This is a genomic window from Antarctobacter heliothermus (genome assembly GCF_002237555.1).
Taxonomy (GTDB): domain Bacteria; phylum Pseudomonadota; class Alphaproteobacteria; order Rhodobacterales; family Rhodobacteraceae; genus Antarctobacter; species Antarctobacter heliothermus_B.
Window position 1 is genome coordinate 56,861 of sequence record NZ_CP022540.1, and the last position, 24,198, is coordinate 81,058.

26 protein-coding genes are annotated in these 24,198 nt (G+C 60.6%); 17 read left to right on the plus strand and 9 right to left on the minus strand.

All coding sequences use genetic code 11. The features are described 5' to 3' along the window. Positions 1-53: 53 nt before the first annotated feature. From ANTHELSMS3_RS00335 to ANTHELSMS3_RS00350, 4 genes are read right to left on the minus strand one after another with little or no spacing between them, the layout of a single operon-like run. Positions 54-983: a metal ABC transporter permease gene (locus ANTHELSMS3_RS00335; protein WP_198319860.1), complete on the minus strand. Its 930-nt coding sequence runs from the start codon at positions 981-983 to the stop codon at positions 54-56. Then, positions 980-2,197 carry a metal ABC transporter permease gene (locus tag ANTHELSMS3_RS00340; protein ID WP_094033136.1) on the minus strand — a complete coding sequence of 406 codons (1,218 nt, stop codon included), beginning with the start codon at positions 2,195-2,197 and terminating at the stop codon, positions 980-982. Before ANTHELSMS3_RS00340 ends, ANTHELSMS3_RS00335 begins: the two co-directional genes overlap by 4 nt. Then, positions 2,194-3,012, minus strand: a complete 819-nt coding sequence (locus ANTHELSMS3_RS00345) for a metal ABC transporter ATP-binding protein (RefSeq protein WP_094033137.1) — start codon at positions 3,010-3,012, stop codon at positions 2,194-2,196. The genes ANTHELSMS3_RS00340 and ANTHELSMS3_RS00345 overlap by 4 nt, the downstream gene beginning before the upstream one ends. After that, positions 3,009-3,965 (minus strand): metal ABC transporter solute-binding protein, Zn/Mn family, encoded by a 957-nt coding sequence (locus ANTHELSMS3_RS00350; RefSeq protein WP_094033138.1) that lies wholly within the window; start codon positions 3,963-3,965, stop codon positions 3,009-3,011. Before ANTHELSMS3_RS00350 ends, ANTHELSMS3_RS00345 begins: the two co-directional genes overlap by 4 nt. A gap of 366 nt (positions 3,966-4,331) precedes the next feature. Between ANTHELSMS3_RS00350 and ANTHELSMS3_RS00355 the strand changes: the two genes are divergently transcribed. The 5 genes from ANTHELSMS3_RS00355 to ANTHELSMS3_RS00375 all read left to right on the plus strand — a co-directional run bounded on the left by ANTHELSMS3_RS00355 (position 4,332) and on the right by ANTHELSMS3_RS00375 (position 8,400). Then, positions 4,332-5,084 carry a pyridoxine 5'-phosphate synthase gene (locus ANTHELSMS3_RS00355; protein WP_094033139.1) on the plus strand — a complete coding sequence of 251 codons (753 nt, stop codon included), beginning with the start codon at positions 4,332-4,334 and terminating at the stop codon, positions 5,082-5,084. An 88-nt stretch (positions 5,085-5,172) separates the two neighbouring features. Beyond that, a complete protein-coding gene (locus ANTHELSMS3_RS00360) occupies positions 5,173-6,006 on the plus strand; it encodes a 2OG-Fe(II) oxygenase (protein ID WP_254694811.1) in 834 nt (277 codons plus the stop codon). An 85-nt stretch (positions 6,007-6,091) separates the two neighbouring features. Next, on the plus strand, positions 6,092-6,553 hold the full coding sequence (locus ANTHELSMS3_RS00365) for a hypothetical protein (protein WP_094033140.1): 462 nt from the start codon (positions 6,092-6,094) through the stop codon (positions 6,551-6,553). 23 nt (positions 6,554-6,576) lie between these two features. Continuing rightward, the gene (acpS, locus tag ANTHELSMS3_RS00370) at positions 6,577-6,978 is read left to right on the plus strand and encodes a holo-ACP synthase (RefSeq protein WP_094033141.1); all 402 of its coding nucleotides are present in this window, start codon (positions 6,577-6,579) and stop codon (positions 6,976-6,978) included. 342 nt (positions 6,979-7,320) lie between these two features. Beyond that, a complete protein-coding gene (locus ANTHELSMS3_RS00375; RefSeq protein ID WP_094033142.1) occupies positions 7,321-8,400 on the plus strand; it encodes an IS110 family transposase in 1,080 nt (359 codons plus the stop codon). Here ANTHELSMS3_RS00375 and ANTHELSMS3_RS00380 read toward each other — a convergent pair. Next, positions 8,379-10,433 (minus strand): trypsin-like peptidase domain-containing protein, encoded by a 2,055-nt coding sequence (locus ANTHELSMS3_RS00380; RefSeq protein WP_157733367.1) that lies wholly within the window; start codon positions 10,431-10,433, stop codon positions 8,379-8,381. The two genes, ANTHELSMS3_RS00375 and ANTHELSMS3_RS00380, sit on opposite strands and share 22 nt — an antisense overlap. A 139-nt stretch (positions 10,434-10,572) precedes the next feature. On the opposite strand from ANTHELSMS3_RS00380, the gene lepB reads away from it, so the two are divergent. Genes lepB through rnc form a run of 3 tightly spaced genes read left to right on the plus strand, consistent with a single transcriptional unit; the run spans position 10,573 to position 12,356 of the window. Then, on the plus strand, positions 10,573-11,406 hold the full coding sequence (gene lepB / locus ANTHELSMS3_RS00390; RefSeq protein WP_094033145.1) for a signal peptidase I: 834 nt from the start codon (positions 10,573-10,575) through the stop codon (positions 11,404-11,406). Between the two features lie 10 nt (positions 11,407-11,416). Then, positions 11,417-11,668, plus strand: a complete 252-nt coding sequence (locus ANTHELSMS3_RS00395) for a hypothetical protein (protein WP_094033146.1) — start codon at positions 11,417-11,419, stop codon at positions 11,666-11,668. Positions 11,669-11,678: 10 nt separating this feature from the next. Further along, positions 11,679-12,356 (plus strand): ribonuclease III, encoded by a 678-nt coding sequence (rnc, locus tag ANTHELSMS3_RS00400; protein WP_094033147.1) that lies wholly within the window; start codon positions 11,679-11,681, stop codon positions 12,354-12,356. 494 nt (positions 12,357-12,850) lie between these two features. On the opposite strand, the gene ANTHELSMS3_RS00405 is transcribed toward rnc, so the two are convergent. Beyond that, complete coding sequence (locus ANTHELSMS3_RS00405; RefSeq protein WP_254694812.1) at positions 12,851-13,549, minus strand: thermonuclease family protein; 699 nt, start codon at positions 13,547-13,549, stop codon at positions 12,851-12,853. Between the two features lie 97 nt (positions 13,550-13,646). On the opposite strand from ANTHELSMS3_RS00405, the gene ANTHELSMS3_RS00410 reads away from it, so the two are divergent. The 4 genes from ANTHELSMS3_RS00410 (at position 13,647) to recO (ending at position 16,796) form a co-directional block, all read left to right on the plus strand. Continuing rightward, positions 13,647-14,519: a DMT family transporter gene (locus ANTHELSMS3_RS00410; RefSeq protein WP_094033148.1), complete on the plus strand. Its 873-nt coding sequence runs from the start codon at positions 13,647-13,649 to the stop codon at positions 14,517-14,519. Between the two features lie 172 nt (positions 14,520-14,691). Continuing rightward, entirely contained in the window at positions 14,692-15,600 is a 909-nt protein-coding gene (gene era, locus ANTHELSMS3_RS00415; RefSeq protein WP_094033149.1) for a GTPase Era, read from the plus strand. Position 15,601: 1 nt separating this feature from the next. Continuing rightward, complete coding sequence (locus ANTHELSMS3_RS00420) at positions 15,602-15,931, plus strand: DUF1491 family protein (protein WP_094033150.1); 330 nt, start codon at positions 15,602-15,604, stop codon at positions 15,929-15,931. A 133-nt stretch (positions 15,932-16,064) separates the two neighbouring features. Beyond that, positions 16,065-16,796, plus strand: coding sequence for a DNA repair protein RecO (gene recO / locus ANTHELSMS3_RS00425; protein WP_094033151.1), 732 nt, complete (start codon positions 16,065-16,067; stop codon positions 16,794-16,796). Here the strand turns inward: recO and ANTHELSMS3_RS00430 are convergent. Continuing rightward, entirely contained in the window at positions 16,765-17,166 is a 402-nt protein-coding gene (locus ANTHELSMS3_RS00430) for an META domain-containing protein (RefSeq protein WP_094033152.1), read from the minus strand. The genes recO and ANTHELSMS3_RS00430 overlap by 32 nt on opposite strands. A gap of 96 nt (positions 17,167-17,262) precedes the next feature. On the opposite strand from ANTHELSMS3_RS00430, the gene pgsA reads away from it, so the two are divergent. Genes pgsA through ANTHELSMS3_RS00450 form a run of 4 tightly spaced genes read left to right on the plus strand, consistent with a single transcriptional unit; the run spans position 17,263 to position 19,439 of the window. Then, positions 17,263-17,925, plus strand: a complete 663-nt coding sequence (gene pgsA / locus ANTHELSMS3_RS00435; RefSeq protein WP_094033153.1) for a CDP-diacylglycerol--glycerol-3-phosphate 3-phosphatidyltransferase — start codon at positions 17,263-17,265, stop codon at positions 17,923-17,925. A gap of 2 nt (positions 17,926-17,927) precedes the next feature. Then, complete coding sequence (gene moaD / locus ANTHELSMS3_RS00440; protein WP_094033154.1) at positions 17,928-18,173, plus strand: molybdopterin converting factor subunit 1; 246 nt, start codon at positions 17,928-17,930, stop codon at positions 18,171-18,173. A 3-nt stretch (positions 18,174-18,176) separates the two neighbouring features. Continuing rightward, positions 18,177-18,620: a molybdenum cofactor biosynthesis protein MoaE gene (locus ANTHELSMS3_RS00445; RefSeq protein WP_094033155.1), complete on the plus strand. Its 444-nt coding sequence runs from the start codon at positions 18,177-18,179 to the stop codon at positions 18,618-18,620. Between the two features lie 48 nt (positions 18,621-18,668). Next, on the plus strand, positions 18,669-19,439 hold the full coding sequence (locus tag ANTHELSMS3_RS00450; protein WP_094033156.1) for an FCD domain-containing protein: 771 nt from the start codon (positions 18,669-18,671) through the stop codon (positions 19,437-19,439). Between the two features lie 542 nt (positions 19,440-19,981). Here ANTHELSMS3_RS00450 and ANTHELSMS3_RS00455 read toward each other — a convergent pair. Together ANTHELSMS3_RS00455 and ANTHELSMS3_RS00460 are read right to left on the minus strand one after the other, a co-directional pair. Further along, positions 19,982-21,337 (minus strand): ammonium transporter, encoded by a 1,356-nt coding sequence (locus tag ANTHELSMS3_RS00455; RefSeq protein WP_094033157.1) that lies wholly within the window; start codon positions 21,335-21,337, stop codon positions 19,982-19,984. Between the two features lie 29 nt (positions 21,338-21,366). After that, positions 21,367-21,705 carry a P-II family nitrogen regulator gene (locus tag ANTHELSMS3_RS00460; protein ID WP_094033158.1) on the minus strand — a complete coding sequence of 113 codons (339 nt, stop codon included), beginning with the start codon at positions 21,703-21,705 and terminating at the stop codon, positions 21,367-21,369. A 255-nt stretch (positions 21,706-21,960) separates the two neighbouring features. Between ANTHELSMS3_RS00460 and ANTHELSMS3_RS00465 the strand changes: the two genes are divergently transcribed. Continuing rightward, entirely contained in the window at positions 21,961-24,117 is a 2,157-nt protein-coding gene (locus ANTHELSMS3_RS00465) for a transglycosylase domain-containing protein (RefSeq protein ID WP_094033159.1), read from the plus strand. Positions 24,118-24,198 lie beyond the last annotated feature (81 nt).

Below are 24,198 nucleotides of genomic sequence, written 5' to 3' on the forward strand. Positions count from 1 at the left end.
CCCTTGCGATACGGCGCTTGTTTTTATGAAGGCAGCAATCCGTCCCTCATCCGTCACGTCTCGGCGCGCGCACCCACCCGCGACCGATGCGGACCAAACAGGCACGCCAACGCAAGAATGACGCCGGACACGGTGGCGATCATGCCCGCTGCGCTGACCGCATCGTCCGCGCCCAGCCAGAGTGGCCCATAGCCCGCTAGCACATAGCCCCCCACCGCTGAAACGACGGCAAACAGCACCGACCACAGGACTTGTCGTTCCAGCCCGTTGGTCATTAGCCGGGCAGCAGCAGGTGGGCAGATAAACATCGCAATCACAATGATCGAACCAACCGCGTCGAATGCCGCGACCGCCGCAATCGCTGCTGTGATCACCAGCCCCATGCCGATCATGCCGACCGGCAGGCCCAAGGCCTGGGCAAACCCCTCATCAAAGGTCGAGATCTTCAGCCAGCGCCAGAACACCAGCGTCAGCACGATCACCGCGAAACAAACCACCGCGATGCGCGGCAACTCTTCTGGCACCCCTGCCAGCGCCCACGGATCCATGAGCGACGACCAATCCGTCGCCCGCAGCCAGACCAGCGATTCAAGGTTCCCCATCAATGCGTGTTCCACGTCCAGATGCACGCTGGAGGTGTCACTTTGTTCCAATAGCAGCACGCCTCCGGCAAATAGCGTGGTAAAGGTCACGCCCATGGCGGCGCCCGGTTCAATCCGGCCCAATCGCTTGATCGCCTCGATCAGGATCACCGCCAGAACCGCCGCACCCGCCGCGCCCAGCAGCATCGGCAGTGCCGCGACGACGCCGGTCAGCAGAAAGGCGACAACGATCCCCGGCAGCACAACATGGCTGATGGCATCGCCGATTAGCGCCTGCCGCCGCAGGATCAGGAAATTCCCCGGCAATGCGCAAGCGACAGAGGCCAGAATCCCGATCAGCATCGGCGTCAGCGAGAACATGACAAACTCACTTCCCATCACACGCCCTCCGCCACGGACCGGGGCCCGCCGATCCGCCGGTCGAATTCTGCGATTTCATCCGGGGCGAAGACCTGTTCGATCGGTGTCAGCCCGTCATAGCGCCCGGTCAGCCCGGTGTCCTGATGGATTTCCCGCGCGACGTCCCAGCGCCGCTCATCGCGCGCAATCTTGGCCGCCTGGGCGCGTCCCGTTTCGGTTGCGACCCCGTCGGCACGGATCAACGCCTCGGCCCGCAGGACGCGTAGGGTCAATTCGTCGTGGATTGGTTCGGACCGCGACAATGCCAGCAACCCTTGCCGCCGATGCACACGGCGCTGAAACCTGCGATGCCGCAACAGCGCAGCAGCCAAACCTCGCACCGGGGCAAACAACAGCGACACCACAAACAGCGCCGCAGAAACCAGCACGATGATCGGCCCCGTCGGCAGATCGGGGGCAGAGGCCGACAGTGCAGCGCCCAAATATCCCGACAGACCGCCCAGCGCGCCCGCGTACCAGATCACGATATTGCTGCGCTCGGTCCAGAAGCGCGCAGTCACTGGCGGGATGATCAGCAGGGCAACGATCAGGATCAGCCCAACGATCTTTAGCCCGATCACCGTCACGGCCATCACAAGGACCATCATCAGCCGGTCCACCGCAGGCACGTTGACCCCGTTGGCCGCCGCATATTCCGCATCGAAGGCCACCAGCGTCATCGGTCGCCGCATGATCCATGTCGCCAGCACCGCCAGCGACCCGCCCACGGCAATCACCACTGCGTCCTGAAACAGCATTCCGGCCGTCGACCCCAGTAAAAAGGACTCCAACCCCGCCTGACGCCCTGACCCCATGGTCTGGATCACTGTCAGGATCACGATGCCAAAGCCAAAGAACACCGACAGCACCGCACCGATGGCCGCATCCTCTGACAGACGCGTCCGTCGCGCCACCCACTCGACCGCAAGCAGACCGATTCCGGCTGTTATCGCCGATCCCAGCAACAAGCCCAGCAGGTTCCGGCCATCGCCGCCAAACGACACCATTAAAATAAAGGCCAGCCCGACACCGGGCAGCGTGGCATGGGCCACTGCGTCAGAGACCAGAGCGCGTTTGCGCAAAAACAGGAACGTCCCCGCCGCACCGGCAGCAAAGCCCAAGAGCGTGGCCCCAACCGCGACCAGCGCCGCGTTGTAACCGGCCTGCAACAGCAGCGCCTCGATTAAGGGAGTCACGCGCCCTCTGCCAGCCGCAACTGGTCGATATGCGTGGCCGCCAGCCGCCCGCCGTAGGTGGCGTTCAGTGCCTCGGAAGTAAAGGTCGTCTCAACCGGGCCTTCGGCGATCTTGCGCACGTTGATCATGAAGACGTGGTCAAAATAGTCGCGCACAGTTGCAAGGTCATGATGGACGCAAACCACCGACTTGCCCTCTGCCTTGAGCGATTTCAGTACGTCGATGATCGCCCGCTCTGTCGCGGCATCCACCCCGGCAAAGGGTTCGTCCAACAGATACAGGTCCGCATCCTGCGCCAGCGCGCGGGCAAGGAACACCCGCTGCTGCTGGCCGCCCGAAAGCTGGCCAATCTGACGATCCGCAAACCCACCCATGCCGACCCGGTCCAGACAGGACAACGCGCGGGATTTCAGACGCCCGGTAAAGCGGCCCAATAGACCCACCTGACGATATAGCCCCATCATCACCACATCGATCACCGTGGTCGGGAAATCCCAGTCCACGCTGGCCCTTTGCGGGACATAGGCGATGCGGGCGCGGGCGGCGTCAACTGGTTCGCCAAAGCTGGTAACGTCGCCCGACAAGCGCGGGATCACACCCAACGCAGCCTTGAGCAAGGTCGACTTGCCCGCCCCGTTGGGTCCGATGATCGCCGTCATCTGCGCCGCCGGAAAGGTGGCGTCCACAGAGAACACCGCCGGTTTTTCACCGTAAGAGACGGTCAACCCGCGCAGCGCCAAAGGGGCATCGGATTTCTGCGGCAGGCGCGCCGCCTGTCCGTCTGCGGCAGCAAGTGTTACTGGCGTGTCCGTCATCCGTTCAACAATCCTTTCATGCCCGCCGTTGGAGTATCCCCGCCCAGCGCACGCGCAATCACCGTCGCGTTGTGATCGATCATACCAATATAAGTACCGACATAGCTGCCGGGTTCCCCCATGGCGTCCGAGAACAGCTCTCCGCCGATCTGCACCTTGTGGCCGCGCGCAGCAGCCCCTTCGATCAGGGCGCGGATGTTGCGGTCAGAGACCGAGCTTTCGACAAAGACCGCCGCAATGTCGCGATCGACCAGCACATCCACCAGATCGGCGATGCGCCGCAAACCGGCCTCGGACTCGGTCGAGATGCCCTGAATCCCCAGCACTTCGAACCCGTAGGCTTTACCGAAGTAGTTGAACGCGTCATGGGCGGTGATCAGCACGCGACGTTCCGCCGGGACGGTGGCCATGATTTTTGCCGCATAGGTCGCCAATTCCTGCAATTCGTCCAGATGGATCGCCGCATTGGCGGCGAATGTGTCTGCGTGGTCTGGCTGCGCCTTCGTCAGCGCGGCGCGCACATTGTCAACGACATGAACCCAGAGATCGGGAACCATCCAGACGTGCGGGTCGAACTTGTCGTCATAGTCTTCATGTGCCAGTAGCAGGTCGCGCGGCAGGCTTTCGGCCACGGCCGTCACAGTGCCCCGGTCGCCAAGTTCATGCAGAAAATCCTGCATCTGCGCCTCAAGGTACAATCCGTGCCACAGTACCACGTCGGCACGCGCCAAGGCGACGATGTCGCTGCGGGTCTGGCGATAGCTGTGCGGGTCCACCCCCGGCCCCATAAGGGCGTTGACCTCGACCAGATCGCCACCGACCTGCCGTGCCGCATCCGCAATCATGCCTGTGGTCGCAACCACCGACAGCTTGCCCTGCGCCACAGCGGGCATGCTTGCTAGTGCAAGAGGAAAGGCGGCCAAGCCGGTCAGAAAGGTTCTTTTGGTCAGCATCACGCCTTTGGCTCCTGAATGGCGCACACCGGGCATTGCTTGACGCACGCGGAGTGCCTGTTTCACTCAACCCATATTGCGAACAACTCGCAAGAGTCAATGTTATTGCGAGGCATTCTCAATTACCTAGCGCATAGAACTCGGGATTCGCCCCGCAGGCGCCTGTTTTTTGGGCATCTCCCCGCCTCCCGCTGGGCCCATGCCCGACACTACGCTTTTTTTGTTCGCGCTTCGCGAACCGACATCATTCACCCTGACTGCCAGCAGCGGTTCGACGAAAAGCGGTTGGGCGCGTGTGGAATTCCTACTTTCCTTTCTACCGTCGTCATTCTAGCTTTTGATCAAATTGCAGATCGGGAGAACATTATGCCCCCCAACACCGGCCCCTTGCGCCTTGGCGTCAACATCGACCACGTTGCCACGGTGCGCAACGCGCGGGGCAGTGCCTATCCCGATCCAGTGCGCGCCGCCAAACTGGCCGAAGCCTCTGGTGCCGACGGCATCACCGCGCATCTGCGCGAAGACCGCCGCCACATCTCGGACGCGGATATCGATGCGCTGATGGACCATCTTTCGGTGCCGCTGAACTTTGAGATGGCCGCCACCGACGAGATGCAGAAGATCGCGTTGCGCCACCGCCCCCATGCGGTCTGCATCGTGCCGGAAAAGCGCGAAGAGCGCACAACGGAAGGCGGGCTGGAGGTCGCACGCGAAGAAAACAGGCTGGCCCATTTTATCGCACCGCTCCGCGAGGCGGGCTGCCGGGTGTCTATCTTTATCGCCGCCGACCGCCGCCAAATCGAGGCAGCGCACCGAATTGGCGCGCAGGTGATCGAACTGCACACGGGTGCCTATTGCGATTTCCACGCCGAAGGCCGGTTTGACGAGCGCGACGCCGAACTGGAGCGGATGCGCGAAATGGCCGGATTTGCCCACTCGCTGGGTCTGGAGGTGCATGCAGGCCACGGGTTGACCTATGAGACGGTCAAACCGGTAGCCGCCTTTCCCGAGGTAATGGAACTGAACATCGGCCATTTCCTGATCGGCGAGGCGATCTTTCTGGGATTGGGCCCGGCCATGGCCGAGATGCGGCGTTTGATGGATGCTGCGCGCGCCTGACACCTGAATTGATAGGTTTGTCACCATTTTCTTGCCGCAAATGGACAGTATGACCGCCGCATCGCGCCTGTCAGCAAAGGGTATCGCCATGCCAGTCATCCAGATGGATCCCGAAACACTTGCCATCGACGTCGAAGTGGCCAAGGCCGCTGGCGCGCGGGTTAGCGCAGAGTATCAAGCCCGCCAGCCCTATCCTTACGGCTGTTTCGATGACTTCCTGCCCGAAGAGGTTCTGGACCGTGTGCTGCAAGAGATCCGCACCCTGCCAGAGGCGGAAACCATGTTCGACCGGCCGCAGGAAAAGCTGAAGTCCAGCTACCTGCCCGAGCGTCTGCCGCCCTACACGCGCAATCTGTTCTATGTGCTGAACTCTCGCCCATTTGTGCGGTTCCTCGAAGAGATGACCGGCATCAGCGGGCTGATCCCCGACCCCTACTTTGCAGGCGGCGGCGTGCATGTGGTGGCCAATGGCGGGCATCTGGATATCCACGCGGATTTCAACCACAACGCCAAGCTGAACCTTGAACGCCGCCTGAACATCCTGATCTACCTGAACAAGGACTGGCAAAAGGAATACGGCGGTTCGTTCGAGATCTGGAACACCGACATGTCAGAGCAGGTCGCCAGCTTTGTCCCTGTATTCAACCGCATGTGCTGTTTCAACACCGGATCCGACACATGGCACGGCAATCCGGAGACGGTGAATCACCCAGATGGAGAGCCGCGCATGTCGCTGGCGCTGTATTACTACACCGCCACATGGGACTATACGCGCAAGTCGCACACCACCCTGTTCAAGCCGCGACCGGGCACGCAGGATCAGATCGACAAACAGGTGAAACGCGCCGACAGGTTGCAGGAAATCCTGCCGCCGGTGATCTTTCGCAAGGTGATCGGTCGGCTTCAACGGTTGGGTTTTTAGGCCGGGTCGGAAAAACCCGTCCTCGCTTTGCCAAACGGTTCGGCCTAGGGTTTCACAGAACCCCAGACAGCCCCGGTGATCCGCCATGCCCCGTTTTCTGACCGCTTTGCCCCTTGCTCTGCTGCCCGCACTGGCCGCCGCGCAGGAAGACCCCGTTGTCACCGTCAGCGACTGCGACTGGCAGGCAAGCGCGTGGAACCTCGCCGAGCCGTGGGAAGAGAACAGCCGCACCTTTTCCAACGGCAAGACCCGGCTGGCGCTGCTGGACACCATCGAACCCGCCGCAGCATGGGCGCATATCCTTGTCTTGTCGCCGCCCTATTCTGAGATGGGCGACCGCCAATGCAAAACCATCGGCTATGGTGGCATGGGGTTTGGCGGTATTCGCTTCAATGAGCTGACCTCGAGCTATGATCCTGCCACCGGCCTTAGTTTCAACGTGCCGGTACAGGCCTACAATTCGGCGATTGCCGATTTCGACTGGTATTCACTGCGGTTCACGCTCAATCAGGCGACGGGCGATATCACCACCGCCCTGACGCAGTGATCCCCGGACAGAGACCCTTCCATATGATCCTTGGCATTGGCACCGATCTGGCCAACATCGACCGCATCGCCGGCACGCTGGAGCGGTTCGGCGACCGGTTCCGCAACCGCGTCTTCACCGAGGTGGAACAGCGCAAAGCGGACCGCCGCCGCGACGTGGCGGGCACCTATGCCAAACGCTGGGCTGCGAAAGAGGCCTGTTCCAAGGCGCTGGGGACGGGTCTGCGTATGGGTATCGCGTGGAAGGATATGGCGGTGTCGAACCTGCACACCGGCCAGCCGGTGATGGAGGTGACAGGCTGGGCGAAGGAACGACTGGACGCCATGACACCCGAGGGGCATGAGGCGATCATACACGTCACCCTGACGGACGATCACCCCTGGGCGCAGGCTTTTGTGGTGATAGAGGCGCGGCGGGTGGGGTGATCCCCCCCCTGTTACCGCAAGGGTACTTTCACTTACGAACGATCGTTAAAACGGATAGTCATACGATTGATACCAGTTCTCGGATGGTTTGACTCAAACACTGATCGACCATTCGCTGGGTTGGTGCCGTATGGCTTCTCGGTTTGGTTTGACCCAAACAGCGACCGACCTGACACGTGTCTTTCCCTGGACCTGTCGATCATCCGGGAACGCCTGCGGCGAGCTTGTCTCAAAGGTGTTGCCGTGACCCCAGAAGGGCCTGACCATCCGGTCTCATGACTGTCCTGTCCCTGCATCCATCGAGGCGATGCTCGTTCTCTTGCCGCAGAAAAGGATCGTCAAATGGCTGAAACCCCTGAAACATCTCACGTCGTCGGAGGCGTCGATACCCACAAGGATTTACATGTTGCAGCTGTCGTAGATCATTACGACCGCGTGCTCGGCACCGAGAGCTTTCCCACGACCCGTCATGGCTATCGCTTGATGTTGATCTGGATGCGGTCTTTCGGGGATCTGCAACGCGTCGGCATCGAATGTTCGGGCAGCTATGGCGCAGGGTTGCTGCGCTATTTGCAGACAGCTGGTGTCGAAGTTCTGGAGGTGGTCACTGCCCCTGACAAAAACGAGCGCCGTCGCCGCGGCAAGAACGACGACTTCGACGCAGAAAGTGCGGCCCATGCCGCCTTCACCGAACGGCGCACTGTCACACCGAGAAGCCGTGACGGTATGGTCGAAAGCCTCCGTGTTCTAAGGGTTTGCCGAAAGACAGCCGTTCAGGCGCGCCGCATTGCTTTGCAAATGATCCAGACGACGATCATCTGTGCCCCCGATAGATTGCGAGAACCCCTACGTAAGATGACGCGAATGCAGTTGATCCGCACACTGGCAGCTTGGCGGCCCGATCTCACGGCCTTTCGGCAGGTCGAAGAAGCCTATCGCATCTCGCTCAAATCCCTGGCGCGGCGTTACCTCGAACTGCATGACGAGATCGCCGATCTGGATGACATGATCGAAGCCATCGTCAAAGATCTTGCCCCAGAGCTACTCGAACAGATCGCGATCGGCCTGAACAGCGCGGCGCAGCTGCTGCTGACGGCTGGAGACAATCCGGAGCGGTTGAAATCCGAAGCCAGCTTTGCCGCCCTTTGCGGCGTCAGTCCCGTGCCTGCGTCTTCTGGCAAAACTGTCCGGCACAGGTTGAACAGAGGCGGTGATCGCGCAGCCAATAGTGCGATCCACATTATCGCCATCGGACGTTTGCGACTGGACCCACGCACTCAAGCCTACGTTGCCAAACGGATCGCTGCCGGAAACTCGAAACTGGAAGCCATTCGCAGCCTCAAACGTTATATCGCGCGCGAAGTCTTCGGCATCATCATGCGCCGCTACAAAGAGATCAATCAGACACAAATCGCCGCTTGACTCTTAGAAGGGCGTCCAAGGCGATCAACGATCTTTTCGACGGTCTCAACCCACTTTTCATCGTCGGCCATTACGTAAACCTGAAACCAGTCATCGAAAGGAACCCAGTCGGTGATCTGCAAAGGATCAGCGTCTGGAGGCAGAAAAAGATACGGCTCTTGCCGACCGGATAGAGTTACGACGGCGTCGCAACGGCCCTCCAAGTAAGCAATCTGGACATCTTCTTCAGTCACAAACGGCCAAAGCAATTCATAACTTACTTTTTGGTTTCGCAAGAACTCCTTGAGAACAGGCGCTTCGATTGCAAGATCATGGCAAAAGCTCGGGTACTTCTTGCCGGTTGCTTCATTCAACTCGCTAACGGACTGAATGCCCAACGTCTTTGGAAGCAATATCGCCATATTTCCGCGCACCACACTGCCGACCTTTCGGTATTTCCTATCCGTCGACCAATTGGACAGGAGGTCCTCGGTGCTGACGAGCACTTCGGCTGTGCCCTTGTGAAGATGTGAAAGCCCATTCATAGGCCCCACGTCGAACCGTTTAACCTTGAACTGGTACTCTCCGAACAGGTGTCCGGCTAGAACATAGCAAAACGCGTCGTCCACCCCTTCGGACACGGCACAGTTGACACGCCCCCTTTCAATGATCTTGGCATGTGTTTTGCCCTGATCCTGTAACTGGTTCAGCAACGTCTGGGCCCGTTCGGCCTCCGGTGTGCCGGCAAATTTAGCCTTCACTTCTTCAAGCCGGGTCCGGCGGTCCTTCGGATCTTCGATGCGTTCCGCGGCCGCCAGTGCCCCTGCCGCATCGGCGACCAGGTCGACGGGAGCATCAAGCAGATCAAGCATGAAACGGGCATTGGCCGCCGCATCGGTTTCCGGGAATTGGGCGACGATTTCCCCCAGCCTGCCCCTGCGCGCCACGACGTCTGCAATCTCGCGCGCTTCGGTTAGGGCCGCGCGCGCCTCTGCCTCCACATCTCGTTCCGGTAGGGCTTTCAGCATGCCATTGGCGCGTGCTGCGATCTTGGTTCCCGGGTAGCGTGTCAGAATATCGGTCAGAACCTCCCGTTTCGGCGCCAACCCCTGCAGCGCTGGCAAGCCCTGCAAGGTCCGTTCCACCGCGCTCAAGGGCGCAAACCCAAGGTCCAGCGCCTCGTTTACCGGTTCGAACTTGAACCCGATGTTGAACCCGTCCCGGACCCGTCCAAAACTGTCTTTGACCACATCAGCGCCTTGATGCAGGCCTACCACGACGCGTTCATCCGCATCCAAGATCAATGCGCCCGAAGACCCACCGAAAGTTTCACACATGTGACGCAGGTTAGGTGCATGATCAGGCAGGTCCGATTGCTCACTGGCCACGGCGCAGGTGCCCGAGGAAAACTGGGTGGGCTGGGCAATCGGGTGATGAACCATTAGCAATGCATCCTGCGGCTGTGTTCGCGTTTGAAAAATTAGTGGAATATGCCCACCCATCGCTCCGTTGGCGTCGCCTTTGACCTTCAGGATCATCGCATCAACGTCGGTGACAGATGCAACTTCGACAGGCGAGACGTCAAAGCTTTGGACATCTCCAATGAAGTCCACCTGACGAAAGTCGAAGTGCACTTTCACTGCCTCGATTTCGGTGAACCCCAACGCGGCGACGCGATCATCATGATAGCAATGCCGGGCCGTGATCAGCTGATTGCCGGGCAAAAGGGTGGCCGTGCAGAGTCCGACAAACTTGTCACTCTTGACCCTGAACCCGCCGACCGGATCAAGGTATTCGACCTGCCGCCCATCGGGCGTCCGCAGGCAAACATCCAGACGCCCGACAAAGCGCGCCAACTCCTGGACCTCTTTCTGGGCCCTGCGAATAGGCTGCCAGAGGCCCCTAGCCTGCTCTGCCTCGTCAAGAAGGAGTTGCTTGAAGGTGGCTTCGAATTGCTTGGTTCTGTCCAGCCGGAAGTCACATGCGTCCCGGGCATGGGCCTGAACACCCAAACCTGCCAGAAGCAAGCCAAGCAACAAACAAAATCGAATCACGGCAACTACTCCGGCTTGAAAGTCGTTGACGCAGCGTAGGGTTCACCGGTTCAGCCGGTCAACGGCGGGACCTCCCACCTTGACACGCCTTGCCCTGCCGCCCATGAAACGCCGGAACGACAGGCAAGGGGCTCGCCATATGGCAACCGAAGAGAAAAAAGGCGGTCTCTGGGAGACCATCAAGACAATTGTCTACGCGCTGCTGATTGCGGGCGTCTTCCGGACCCTCCTGTTTCAACCATTCTGGATTCCGTCGGGATCGATGAAGGACACGCTGCTGATCGGCGATTTCCTTTTCGTGAACAAGATGGCCTATGGTTACTCCTACGCCTCCTGCCCCTCTGTCATCATCCCGAGCGTTGGCATCAACGTGGACGCGCAGGACCTGTGCGGATGGGCCGACGGCGACAATGCACGTCTGTTCGGCGGTGAACCGCAGCGCGGCGATGTTGTGGTATTCCGTCACCCGGTGTCGGGCCGCGATTTCATCAAGCGGCTTATCGGCCTGCCGGGTGAGCGCATCCAGATGCGCAATGGCGTGCTGCACATCGACGGCCAACCGGTGGAGGTTACCCCGGACGGCACCTTTGAAGAACTCGCCGCCCCGCAGGGACCGCAGGGCCTGCGGCCGCGCTGTGCCAATGGCACGGTTGGCGACGGAGCTACCTGCCACAAGGAAAAACTGATCGAGACGCTGCCCGGCGGCGTCAGCCACTCGATCCTCAACATTTCCATGCAGGGGTCGGACAACACCCCCGTCTACACTGTGCCCGAAGGCCATTACTTCTTCATGGGTGACAACCGCGACAACTCTTCGGACAGCCGGGTGCCCAGCATCGCGAACGGCGTGGGATTTGTCCCCTACGAAAATCTGATCGGTCGGGCCGACCGGGTGATGTTCTCCTCCGCGGGCCGGTCGATGCTGTACTTCTGGACATGGCGCAGCGATCGGTTCTTTGAAAAGATCGAATGAGCCGGATGCAATGGGCTTTGTCCGTGAGGTGTTGAACTGCCACGGGCTGACCGGACGAGGTCAGCTTGCGCTGTCTGTGATCCCAGTTTCTGGGCTAATGGCCGCACAGATGCTGGTTCCTGCCCAAAGTGGTGTCGGCGCCGCCATCGCCCTATTTCTGGCGCAGGTGGTGCTGCTGCTCCTGAGCCACTCCCCGCGACGGTTGCAGGGCCGGTTCGCCTGGTGCTCTATTCCCTGGAAGGACCCGACGGGCGTGACCTGAGGACTGTCGAATGAAACTATCCGTAGAACTGACCACTTTGCAGAAAGCGTTGGGCCATCATTTCGCCGATCCCCGGCTGTTGCTCCGCGCGGTCACTCATGGGTCGCGCTCTGGTCCGGGGCGCGAAGACAATCAACGGCTGGAGTTTCTTGGCGACCGGGTTCTGGGTCTGGTCATGGCCGAGGCGCTGTTGCAACGCGACAGCGCCGCGTCCGAAGGTCAGCTTGCGCCACGCTTCAACGCATTGGTGCGCAAGGAAACTTGCGCAGATGTTGCGCGTGATGTCGGGTTGGGCGATGCGCTGAAACTGGGCCGGTCAGAGCAATTGTCCGGTGGCCGGCGCAAACAGGCGCTGCTGGGCGACGCGATGGAGGCAGTGATCGCTGCCGTCTATATCGACGCTGGCTTTGACACGGCGCGGGACCTGATCCTTCGCCTTTGGGGCGCCCGGATCGACGGCGTGGACGAAGACGCCAAGGATGCCAAGACCAGCCTGCAGGAATGGGCACAGGCCCGAGGGCTGCCCCCCCCTGCCTACGTCGAAACCGCGCGCACCGGGCCGGACCATGCGCCTGTCTTCACTATTCAAGCCCGACTGCATTCCGGCGAGACGGCTGAAGCGACCGCCGGCTCCAAACGTCAGGCCGAGCAGATGGCGGCGAAAGCGTTGCTGGAACAATTGGGATGATGTTCCGCTAAGTTGAATCCTCCAACACCGTCTCCGGCAATGCGTCTAGTAGCCGTCCCTGGAACGATTTCATCTATCTTTTCAAGGTCGAACTCGCGGCCCGACAGACGCCCGCGCAGCGCCTGCTTGACATCAGGTGGATCAAGATTCCGCTCCACCTAGATCCGCATTGCAAGGGTGCGCGATGCTGCTTGCCTGTCGTGCCGGGACACGGCGTCCGCCCTCGCCAACAGCCCTGCGGTGAAGTCACTGCCGTGGCTGCAGGGCGACCGCCTGTGTCATCTGCCCGGACACCTCGCCGATTATCAAACCACGGCGCTGCCACCGTGGGCCCAGATGGTCCAACCGGGCATCACGCTCGTCCAATCTCTGCCGGGTCAAAGGGTTCGTATATCGTCCGCGACGTAACCCTTCCCCTTCAGACCTTCTGATGCGACTTCACCCCAACCGGCTCCCCCACTTCACTACGCAGATAATCTTATGGCGGGAGGGGCCTATGAGCGGTTTGCGCCTTTGTTGCCTTGCCGCGCGTCAAACGCCTCCCAGACATACATCCGGCCTTTCTGCCGCGCATCTGCCAGCCACATCTTTTTGCGGGCATCTGACGTTTCAAGGGCTGCGTAAATTCCACCAGAATATTTGGGCCAGCCAATCGCGAGCCCAAGCTTTACCATCTCGGCCGACAGGTCGCGTCCGTCAGGCAGATAGCAACGGGCCACTGTTCGTCCGTGTGCATCCTGACTGATCAGTTCAGCCCGGACCTTTTGCCCTTTGCATAGCCTGACCAATGCCCACTTCGCTTTCTTTCCGAAGGGATGATTCATCTCTGGCGCATCGACTCCGAATAAACGAATCTGCGTTTTCTTAACAACAATTGTATCCCCGTCCACGACGTAGGCCGCGCCTGTGCGCACCGCATCAATGGGCGCGCTCTCGACACTATCGTTTGGGTCGTAGGGCTTTGGATCCGGCAGCGGCGCTCTTACAACGCGGGGCGTTGGCGGCACGCTCGGAGCAAATGCCGGTTCATGGGGGATCTGGTTCCATTTTTCGCGTTCCTTCCGCCGCCGTAAAGCTTTCAAGCCATACACCAGTGCAGCCGCGCCGAAAGCCACGACAACAAATACCCAAGTTTCAAAATCATTCATGGCAGGCAGTTCAATCCATTTAAGACTGACGCCATTCAGGATCAAACCTGCCCCGAATTGCAAGTGGCCCGAGCGATATTAATTTGGCCCACTTGTCCATTCTCCATCGGTATGAAATGGCATCCACAAACCGGAGCCTCCTATGACCGACAATCGGCGCGGCGCATTCTACATGATCCTCGCCATGCTCGGCTTCGGGGTCGAGGATGCCTTTTTCAAATCCGCCACTGGTTCTGGAGGGATAACGCCTGGTCTGGGCACTCTGCAATTCGGGCTGCTGGCCATGGCGCTATACGCCCTGTACGCCCGCCTAAGCGGCGTGCCGGTCTGGACACGCGACTACCTGCGCCCCGGCCTGCTGATCCGCACCGCGTTCGAGATCACAGGACGCCTCTTCTTTGCACTTAGCCTTGCCTACACACCACTGTCGACCACGTCGGCGATCCTTCAGGCCGCGCCGCTGTTTGTCATGCTGGGCGCGGCGGTGGTCCTCAAGGAACACATTGGCCCGCGCCGCTGGATTGCGATGAGCATCGGCTTTCTGGGGGTGCTGCTGATCGTACGCCCCTCGCCTTCGGGGATTGAGGCAAACGCTATCCTCGCCCTTCTCGGCATGATCGGCTTTGCCGGACGCGATCTGGCGACGCGCACAGCGCCAACGCATGTGCACGCGGCGCAACTGGGCGTTCTGGGCTTTGCGGTCGTCAGCGTCGCGGGCTTGGTGATCCTAGCCTTTGAGCCCGGCACCCCGTCTCTGCCTTCCCCAAAAGCCGCCGCTCTGATCTGCGGCACAGCCCTGTGCGGCGTAGCGGGATACACCGCGATGACCTTTGCCATGCGCACCGGAGAGGTTGGCGTCGTCGCCCCTTTCCGCTACAGCCGCCTGATCGTAGCGCTCATCCTTGCCTATACCCTGTTCGGAGAACGCCCCGATACCATGACCCTGACCGGGGCGGCATTGATCGTGGGTGCCGGGATCTACTCGCTCCTGCGCGAGCGGCGCAAAATGCGTTAACCTGCGCGCACGGCGCGTGCCATGCGCCGCTTGCGCGTGGAATTTGCGCCAGAACTTCACGGCCACGACAAGGCGTAAATCTGATTCGCGGCGCGTCCGGGGAATCCACTAGCGTTGATCCCGGTTTTCCCCTAAATCACCACCTTCACCTTTTAGCCCCCCGGGATCCTCCATGACCACACGCGCCGGTTTCATCGCCCTGATCGGAGAGCCCAACGCGGGCAAATCCACACTCACCAACCACATGGTGGGGGCCAAGGTCAGCATTGTAACCCACAAGGTGCAAACCACCCGCGCCCGCATTCGCGGCGTGGCAATGGAGGGCGACAGCCAGCTGATCTTTGTCGACACACCTGGCCTATTCAAACCGCGCCGCAGGCTGGACCGCGCCATGGTCGCCGCCGCATGGGGCGGGGCGGCGGATGCCGATGTGACCGTACTGCTGATCGAGGCGCATCGCGGCGTCACCGAAGGCGTCGAACGCATCCTCGAAGGGCTCGCCGATCTGCCCAAGGGGCGCAAGATCGCCCTTGCCATCAACAAGATCGACCGGGTCGAGGCCCCTGTTCTGCTGGCCTTGACCAAGGACATGAACGACCGGTTTTCCTTTGCCCGAACCTTTATGATCTCCGCCGAAAAGGGCTATGGCATCGAAGAACTGCGCACATGGCTGGCTGCCGAAGTTCCCGAAGGCCCTTGGCTCTACCCCGAAGACCAGATCGCCGACCTGCCCATGCGCATGATCGCGGCCGAGATTACCCGTGAGAAACTGACCCTGCGTCTGCATCAGGAATTGCCCTACCAACTGACGGTCGAAACCGAGAATTGGGAAGAGCGCAAGGACGGCTCTGCCCGCATCGACCAAATTGTCTACGTCGCCCGCGACGGTCACAAAGGCATTATTCTTGGCCACAAGGGTGAAACAATCAAAGCGATCTCCAAGGCTTCTCGCGAAGAACTTACAGAATTCCTCGGTCGCCCAATCCACCTGTTCTTGCAGGTCAAAGTCCGCGAAAACTGGCTCGAGGAAAAAGAGCGCTACTCGGAAATGGGGCTGAATTTCAAAGACGGCAACGCCTGAGATGGCGCGCCTCACCGCGCGTTTCTGGGTCGATGCCTACCTCGCCCGCCTGCGCCTGACCGACATCCCGGCTTTCGTTATCGCCCATGGCGACGACAATGCCGGCGCCGTGCTGATCAAACTGAATTCCCTCGACGGACAGGCGCGCGCCTTCACACGCGGCTTTGACCTCATGACCGGCGACCGCAAATGGACCGACCTCACCTCAGGTTCCGAACGCGACGTCGATGAGGCGATCACCCGCCAGCGCCGCTTCGACCCCGACCTCTGGGTGATCGAGGTTGAGGACAAACAAGGCCGCCACCTGCTCGACGATCCCTCCCTCGCCTGACCTGTGGGTTTCTTCTCTGTCCAAATTCCCACAATCCGAGGCCCCGCAGGGGGCCGAGACAATCAGCGCAGCCGTAGGCTGCTCCGCTGGATCACACCTTGCCAAAGCACACGCGCGCCGTGATCTTGCATTCATGGACTGGCGCGACACCGGAATATTGCTCAGCACGAAAAAACACGGCGAAACCTCGCTGATCCTCGACGTGTTCACCCCCGGACATGGCCGCCACGCAGGCGTTCTGCGCGGCGGGACCTCGCGCAAACTGGCACCCCACCTACAACCCGGCGCCCAGCTGGATCTGGCTTGGCGCGCGCGGTTGGAGGATCACATCGGCAGTTACACCGCTGAACCGCAACGCTCGCGCGCCGCAGCGGCGCTTGGCGACCGGGTGGCACTGGCAGGGTTGAACGCGGTGACGGCCTTGCTAGCCTTTTGCCTGCCAGAAAGAGAGCCGCACCCCGCGCTCTACATCCGCTCCGAAGCGGTGCTGGACCTGCTCGACCGTCCTGATCTTTGGCCGCTGGCCTATCTGCAATGGGAAGTGGCGTTGCTGGACGAAATGGGCTTCGGCCTTGACCTGAACTGTTGCGCCGTGACCGGCGCAACAGACGGGTTGGCGTTTGTCTCCCCCAAAACCGGCCGTGCGGTGACGGCCATCGCGGCCGGGGACTGGGCCGACCGCCTGTTGCCGCTGCCGCCGATCCTGCTGGGACAGGGAGAGGCCGAGGACACCGACATCCTCGACGCTTTGGCCACAACTGGGTTTTTCATGGAAAAACGGCTTGCCCCGGACCTGCGCGACAGGCCCCTACCCGCCGCGCGGTCCGCGCTTGTCACTCGTCTAAAGGCGCGGGCAACGGGGTAAACACCATTTCTCGGCCTGCCGTGTCGGCCAGGACCAGATCGCCGTCCCGCATTGCGCCATGCTGCACGGACTGCAATGCCGTGAAATACAGATTTTCCTGATCCAGTTCCGGACAAGCCCGCCGGGTCGACCGCAGGGGGCCAATCGACATCGCGGGCCAATCGCCCTCCATCCGTCCGGAAAAGCCGTTGCAAGGGCCAGAGCCGCTCACGTGCCCGGCCCGCGACAGATCCAGTTCCGCGCGCGCCGTAAAGGGCGCATCGTCGATGCGTTGCAGAGCCCAACGCCCATCGACCGGCCCGTGGATCATATCATCCTGCGCCATGGCAGGTCCCGCCAGCACCAGCAGGGCAAACATTGCTTCACGCATACACACCTCATTGTTATCCTGATCAACTTACTTGGGTCCTTCGTCCCCTATCGGCAAGCCTTCCCCCTCCTCGGAGAACGGGTTAGGAAGGCGTCGATGAAACTCACTTTGCCCAACTTTCTGACCATCCTGCGCTTGCTCGCCGCCCCCGGCGTGGCGGTGATGTTCCTGTATTTCTCGCGCCCTCTGGCCGACTGGGCGGCGCTGATCCTGTTTGCCGGTGCCGCCATGACTGATTGGCTGGACGGCCATCTGGCCCGCAGTTGGCAACAAGAAACCAAGCTAGGGGCCATGCTGGACCCAATTGCCGACAAGGCGATGGTGGTCATCGCTCTGATGGTTATCGTCGGATTTTCCTCGTGGTCCCCGTGGCTTGTCCTGCCCGCGACCATGATCCTCTTCCGTGAGGTCTTTGTCTCTGGCTTGCGCGAGTTCCTTGGCGACACGGCCGGCACGCTGAAGGTGACCAAGCTGGCCAAGTGGAAGACAACCACGCAGATGGTCGCCATTGCGGTGCTGTTTGCACAGGGTATTTTTGAACACTACCTTGTGATGTCCAGTATGGGGATGGGCGATGAGATCATCGGTCAGATTCTCGACGGCGAACTCGCGGATGAGTTTGGCCTGCGCTGGAAACTGCAGGGCATGATCTGGTCCGGCAACGGCGGGCTTTTTCTACTCTGGTTGGCGGCGGCTTTGACCTTGATCACCGGGTGGGATTACTTCCGCAAGGCACTGCCGCACCTGAGGGAGGACTAATAGTGGATGTGCTGTATTTCGCCTGGGTGCGCGAACGCATCGGGCTGCCGCGTGAAACGGTCCAGACCGAGGCCGCAACTGTGGCCGAACTGGTTGCCGAACTGCGCGCGCGCGAAGATCGCTATGCCGCCGCTTTCGAGGATCTGAGTGCGCTGCGCGTGGCTGTCGATCAGGAACTGACCGACTTTGACGCGCCGCTTGCAGGTGTGCGTGAGGTGGCCTTTTTCCCCCCTATGACGGGCGGCTAGGCCATGCGGATTGTTGTGCAGGAAGCCCCCTTTGACTTTGGCGCAGAGGCGGCAGGTTTTGCCGCCGGGCGTCACGACATGGGCGCGGTCGTCACTTTTACCGGAATCGTACGCGACCGTCCCGGCGGCGGTTTGCAGGCGATGGAGATCGAACATTATCCTAGCATGACCCAAAAGGCGCTGGAACAGATTGCGGCAGAGGCGGTTGACCGCTGGTCGCTGGGCGACGCGCTGGTCATTCATCGCTATGGGCGGTTGGAGCCGGGTGAGCAGATCATGATGGTCGCCACCGCCGCGCCACATCGCAAGGATGCCTTCGAGGCGGCAGAGTACTTGATGGACTATCTCAAGTCTCGCGCGCCGTTCTGGAAAAAGGAATACTGTGCGGAAACCGGCACTTGGGTCGCCGCCAAGGATGAGGACGAAGCGGCGCTGACGCGGTGGTAAGATCCCCGCGGTTTTGGTAAAAATCCCTTACCGTGCGAAGGAACCATCATGCCGTTCGAAAAAGTCCAGTCCGAAAAGCTTTCGCATGCCGTTGTGCGGCAGATCGAAAAATTGATCCTGCGGGGGGTGTTGCGCCCCGGCGAGCGCCTGCCTTCGGAACGCGACCTGTCGGATCAGATGGGCGTCTCTCGCCCTTCGCTGCGCGAGGCGGTGGCGGAATTGCAGGCACGCGGTCTGCTGACCTCGCGCGCCAGCGCCGGAATTTTTGTGACCGAAGTTCTGGGCAGCGCCTTTTCCCAACCCTTGATCCAGCTTTTCGCAAATCACGATGAGGCGGTGTTCGACTATCTGTCTTTCCGGCGCGACATGGAGGGATTGGCCGCAGAGCGTGCGGCGATCTACGGCACCGACTGTGACTTGGCTGTGATTGCGGCCGTCTTTGCCAAGATGGAAACCGCACATACCAAGCGCAATCCGACCGAAGAGGCCGCTCTGGACGCAGAGTTTCACTTGGCGATCATCGAGGCAAGCCACAACGTCATCATGCTGCACATGATGCGGTCGATGTATCAATTGCTGCGCGAAGGTGTGTTCTACAACCGCCAGATCATGTTCAAGCAACGCACGAGGCGCGACACCCTGCTAGAGCAGCACCGCGCTATCAACGACGCGTTGCAGGCCCGCGATCCCGCTGCAGCACGCACTGCCGTCGAGACGCATCTGAACTTTGTCGAGGCCGCGCTGAGCGACAACCGCGAGGCCGAAAAGAACGAGGCCATCGCCCGTCAGCGCCTGCGCCGCGAGACGGAGCGGGGCTAACGCCGCTCCTTTTTGATGCCCCGCCGCTACTTCTGCTCTACGGTCAATTGATGCCGCTCGCGCGCTGCAAATCACGCACATAGGCGCCGATGACGCTAACGTCGGCGCGGGTCAGCCCCTATTGCGCGGGCATGTTGCCAAATGGCCAATGGTGGACGCGCACGCCGCACCACATGCGCCGATTGCCCCAAGGAATTGGGGGAAATGGACCCGATCATCGGGCGAGCAGCACAAATCACATCTTGGTCTTGAACGCGCGGTTCGGACGCACCGCAGTCAATGCATATTTCCATGCATGCGTCAGACAGACTGTCGCGGTTGGCGACGACCGGGCACGCGCCGCAAACCAAGAGGACTGTTGAAAACCGCAAAACGATCTAACGCTGCATCCGCCATGTCCCCTAGCCCCCAAGCATTTCGGTGCAATCGACGGCAGATGACAGACACTCATGCAGCAATCTGCATGCTAAAACCAACGCATAAAAAAACCCGGGCGATTGCTCGCCCGGGCCAGTGATCAAAGACTGAGTGGAAGGAGGAACTCAGCCTTTGGAAAACTCCGGATAGGCCTCCATACCCAGCTCGGCCATATCGAGACCCATGATCTCGTCTTCTTCCGACGCCCGGATGCCCATGATGGCTTTCAGGATGAACCAGACGATACCCGAGACCACGAAGACGAACACGCCGACGATGATGATCGAAATGATCTGGCCGCCAAAGGTCGCGTCAGGGTTGGTCAGAAGAACCGCAAGGGTGCCCCAGATACCCGCGAACAGGTGAACCGGGATGGCACCGACCACGTCGTCGATCTTGAGTTTGTCCAGGAATGGCACCGCGAAGACTACGATGACACCGCCCACGGCACCGATCAGGGTGGCCGAGCCCAACGTCGGGGTCAGCGGTTCTGCGGTAATGGACACAAGACCCGCCAGTGCGCCGTTCAGAACCATGGTCAGGTCGGTCTTTTTGTAGATGGCCTGCGTCAGGATCAACGCGGCAATCGCGCCACCGGCAGCCGCCGTGTTAGTGTTGGCAAAGATGCGTGACACGTCAGCCACATCGCCAACGGTACCCATGGCAAGCTGCGACGCGCCGTTGAAGCCGAACCAACCCAGCCACAGAATGAACGTGCCCAAAGTTGCCAGCGGCAGGTTCGAGCCCATCATCGGGACGGTGCGGCCATCTTTGGCGTATTTGCCAATGCGCGGCCCCAGGATCAGTGCCCCTGCCAGAGCAGCCCAGCCACCGACTGAGTGCACAACTGTCGAACCGGCAAAGTCGAGGAAACCGTACTGGGAGTCCAGGAAACCACCGCCCCATTTCCAGGATGCCTGAATCGGGTAGATGAGGCCGGTCAGAACCACGGTGAAGATCAGGAAGGGCCACAGCTTGATCCGCTCGGCCAGAGTACCGGACACGATCGACGCTGTGGTGGCGCAGAACATCAGCTGAAAGAAGAAGTCCGAACCGGTGGAGGCATAGCCATAGTCGTCGGCTGCATCGCGGCCAATGCCCACGGCTTCCATAACGGCGACGCCAAATGCACCAAGGTAACCACCGGTCTCATCCGTCCCGATCGACCAGTTGCCCAGCGGATACATCACGTTGTAACCGATCAAGTAGTACATGATCGCGGCAATCGCGAAGAGCGCGATGTTCTTGGTCAACTGCATGGTCACGTTCTTGGACCGCACCAGACCGGCTTCGAGCATGGCAAAGCCCGCCGCCATCCAGAACACCAGAAAGCCACCGATCAGGAACAGCAGCGAGTTGAAGATAAAGATTGAGTCGGTCGAGGCGTCAATCCCCGGCACAGGTTCAGCATCCTGTGCGAACCCGATGCTCGGCATGGCCAGCAACAGGGCGGCCGGCGCAAGCGTCTTAAGGTATTTCATGTCCGTTTCCCTCATGAATGATCTGCGCGTCACAGCGCGTCTGCGTCGGTTTCGCCGGTGCGCACACGCACGGCCTGAAGCACGTCGAGCACAAAGATCTTGCCGTCGCCGATCTTGCCTGTCTGCGCGGTCGTCTTGATGGTTTCGATCACTTGATCGGCCATCGACGCCGAGACGACGATCTCCAGTTTGATTTTCGGCACAAAATTCACGGCGTACTCCGCGCCGCGGTAGATTTCGGTATGGCCGGACTGAGAGCCGAAGCCCTTGATTTCCGTTACCATCATGCCGCGCACGCCGATACCGGTCAGTGCTTCGCGCACCTCCTCCAGCTTGAACGGCTTGATCGTTGCAATGATCAGTTTCACCTTGGTCCCCTTCGGTCTGGCAGGGCAGCGCCTGCAAATGCACCTGCAGCAGAACGGCGGCAGGGCACAAATTTGAAGGGATCAGCCCGAAAATCGGGCGGTTGGATGTACGTTCCTGTCTGTTTTTTGTGCGTATATTTAGTTTTGCTCATTATTTAGACTTAAAATAAACTCGGCACCGTGACAGGGATGGTCAACATTCCCTCTCAGGTTCGGTAGAGTCGTCGCCAAAGAAAAACGTGACGGGCAGAGTTGATGAGTTCCTCCAAAGGTAAATCCAAACGGCTCGTGGCTGACTCGCGCTATCCGCGCGGTGCTGCGACATCCAAAGCCAAGCCAACCCGGACCCGCAAACCTGCGGCCCGACGCAAGACGACGACCCGGCGCAAGCGCGGCGGCATTCTTGGCTTCTTTGGCGGGCTGGTGCGCTGGATCTTTCGGCTGATCTGGCGGGTGACGCTGTCGGCCACCGTGGTTGTGGCGCTGATCTTGGGCGCGGCGGTGCTGTACGTTTACAACACGCTGCCCGAACTGAACACGTTGCTGGACGGGCGCGCACGCGGGTCGGTCACGCTGCTGGATCGCAATGGTGATGTCTTTGCCCTGCGCGGCGACCAGTTTGGCGGCGTCGTCACTGCCGAGACAGTGTCCGAACACTTGAAGAACGCGGTTGTGGCGACTGAGGACCGGCGATTCTACTGGCATTTCGGGGTCAGCCCACGCGGTGTCGCCAGCGCGGTCCGCATCAACCTGCGCGAAGGGCGCGGGCCGCTGTCCGGCCACGGCGGTTCTACCATTACGCAGCAAACCGCCAAACTGGTCTGCCTTGGCGTGAAATATGATCCGGACGTCTGGAAGTCCGAGGCAGACTATGTGTCCGATTGCCGGGCAAGTTCGCTGACACGCAAAGCACGCGAGGCGATCTATGCAATAGCGATGGAGGCGAAGTATACCAAGAACGAGATCCTCTCGATCTATCTCAACCGGGCCTATATGGGTGGCGGTGCCTATGGTGCCGAGGCCGCGTCACAGCGGTATTTTGCCAAACCGGCGGCAGCACTTAACCCGGCAGAGGCGGCAATGCTGGCCGGACTGTTAACCGCGCCGTCCGTCCTTGCTCCCACTTCAAACCTCAAAGCCAGTCAGGACCGCGCCGCGACCGTGCTGCGCCTGATGTACGATCAGGGATACCTCTCAGAAGCGGAGATGCGCCAGTACCAAGACGACCCAGCGGTCCTGTCGAGCGGCGCGCAGCAATTGGGCGGCGGCTATTTTGCTGATTGGGTCATGCAGTCGGGGCCGGATTTCTTTACCCGCGACACGACAGAGGATGTGGTGATCGAAACCACGCTGGACCAACGCATTCAGCAGGTTACGGCAGCGGCGGTCGAAAGGACCTTTGCCGAAAAGGTAAAGGCCGGATCCAAGGCGCAAGTGGCCGTGGTGGTCATGTCCGCCGACGGGGCGGTGCGTGGCATGGTCGGTGGGCGCGACACGGACGCAACCGGCCTGTTCAACCGCGCATCGCAAGCGGTGCGTCAGACTGGGTCTGCGTTCAAACCGTTTGTTTACGCCACCGCGCTGGAACTGGGCTACTCACCGCTGGATACGGTCGAGGATGCGCCCTATTGCCTCAACATTCCCGGTTCTGGCCAGTGGTGCCCGGAAAACTACTCACGCCGCCACTACGGTGTCGTAACCTTGACTGAAGCATTGAAAAAATCGCTGAACGTCCCTGCCGTTAAGGTCTCAGAAACCGTGGGCCGCGATCTGGTTATCCGGGTCGCGCGCGATTTCGGCATCTACCGCGAATTGACGGACTCGCCAGCATTGGCGCTAGGCGCGTCTGAGGCAACGCTGCTGGAAATGACCGGCGCCTATGCGGGCATCCTGAACGGTGGCTCTTCAGTGACGCCTTACGGCCTACGCGTCCTGCGACTAAAGGGCCAGAACGATCCGCTTATGGGCTCTGGCGGCGGCATCGGAGAGCGTGTGGTCCGCGAAGAGGCGGCCCGGCAATTGGTCTGGATGATGCACAAGGTGGTCACCGAGGGCACCGGCGGACGCGCCGCTCTGCCCGACCGACAGGTTGCAGGCAAGACCGGCACCAGCACAGAGGCCCGCGATGCTTGGTTTGTGGGCTTTACCGCCGATTATGTTACGGGTGTCTGGATGGGTTACGACGACAACACCCCACTGACCGGTGTGACAGGTAGCGGGCTGCCCGCAGAAATCTGGCACGAGGTCATGCTGGGCGTTCAGGAGGGTTTGCCAGTGCAGCCTTTGCCGATGTCAGAGCCGGTGCCACCCAAGGTGCCAGAACCACAGCCGCAACCCGAACCGCAAGATCGCAGGCGTCAGAACCAATCCATTCTGGAACAGGTTCTGCGGGACATTCTGGGCGGCAACTGAGCCGAGTTCATACCGCTGAAAGCCATAGGCCCGGAAACCTGTCAGGTTTCCGGGCCTATGGCTTTCAGGCGTTGCCGCCGT

Excerpts from the sequence above, each read along its gene's own strand:
- ANTHELSMS3_RS00345 (WP_094033137.1), bottom strand. The coding sequence starts at position 3,012 with ATGACGGACACGCCAGTAACACTTGCTGCCGCAGACGGACAGGCGGCG.
- ANTHELSMS3_RS00350 (WP_094033138.1), bottom strand. The coding sequence starts at position 3,965 with ATGCTGACCAAAAGAACCTTTCTGACCGGCTTGGCCGCCTTTCCTCTT.
- ANTHELSMS3_RS00355 (WP_094033139.1), top strand. The coding sequence starts at position 4,332 with ATGCCCCCCAACACCGGCCCCTTGCGCCTTGGCGTCAACATCGACCAC.
- ANTHELSMS3_RS00360 (WP_254694811.1), top strand. The coding sequence starts at position 5,173 with ATGCCAGTCATCCAGATGGATCCCGAAACACTTGCCATCGACGTCGAA.
- ANTHELSMS3_RS00365 (WP_094033140.1), top strand. The coding sequence starts at position 6,092 with ATGCCCCGTTTTCTGACCGCTTTGCCCCTTGCTCTGCTGCCCGCACTG.
- acpS (WP_094033141.1), top strand. The coding sequence starts at position 6,577 with ATGATCCTTGGCATTGGCACCGATCTGGCCAACATCGACCGCATCGCC.
- ANTHELSMS3_RS00375 (WP_094033142.1), top strand. The coding sequence starts at position 7,321 with ATGGCTGAAACCCCTGAAACATCTCACGTCGTCGGAGGCGTCGATACC.
- lepB (WP_094033145.1), top strand. The coding sequence starts at position 10,573 with ATGGCAACCGAAGAGAAAAAAGGCGGTCTCTGGGAGACCATCAAGACA.
- ANTHELSMS3_RS00395 (WP_094033146.1), top strand. The coding sequence starts at position 11,417 with ATGGGCTTTGTCCGTGAGGTGTTGAACTGCCACGGGCTGACCGGACGA.
- rnc (WP_094033147.1), top strand. The coding sequence starts at position 11,679 with ATGAAACTATCCGTAGAACTGACCACTTTGCAGAAAGCGTTGGGCCAT.
- ANTHELSMS3_RS00410 (WP_094033148.1), top strand. The coding sequence starts at position 13,647 with ATGACCGACAATCGGCGCGGCGCATTCTACATGATCCTCGCCATGCTC.
- era (WP_094033149.1), top strand. The coding sequence starts at position 14,692 with ATGACCACACGCGCCGGTTTCATCGCCCTGATCGGAGAGCCCAACGCG.
- ANTHELSMS3_RS00420 (WP_094033150.1), top strand. The coding sequence starts at position 15,602 with ATGGCGCGCCTCACCGCGCGTTTCTGGGTCGATGCCTACCTCGCCCGC.
- recO (WP_094033151.1), top strand. The coding sequence starts at position 16,065 with ATGGACTGGCGCGACACCGGAATATTGCTCAGCACGAAAAAACACGGC.
- ANTHELSMS3_RS00430 (WP_094033152.1), bottom strand. The coding sequence starts at position 17,166 with ATGCGTGAAGCAATGTTTGCCCTGCTGGTGCTGGCGGGACCTGCCATG.
- pgsA (WP_094033153.1), top strand. The coding sequence starts at position 17,263 with ATGAAACTCACTTTGCCCAACTTTCTGACCATCCTGCGCTTGCTCGCC.
- ANTHELSMS3_RS00445 (WP_094033155.1), top strand. The coding sequence starts at position 18,177 with ATGCGGATTGTTGTGCAGGAAGCCCCCTTTGACTTTGGCGCAGAGGCG.
- ANTHELSMS3_RS00450 (WP_094033156.1), top strand. The coding sequence starts at position 18,669 with ATGCCGTTCGAAAAAGTCCAGTCCGAAAAGCTTTCGCATGCCGTTGTG.
- ANTHELSMS3_RS00455 (WP_094033157.1), bottom strand. The coding sequence starts at position 21,337 with ATGAAATACCTTAAGACGCTTGCGCCGGCCGCCCTGTTGCTGGCCATG.
- ANTHELSMS3_RS00465 (WP_094033159.1), top strand. The coding sequence starts at position 21,961 with ATGAGTTCCTCCAAAGGTAAATCCAAACGGCTCGTGGCTGACTCGCGC.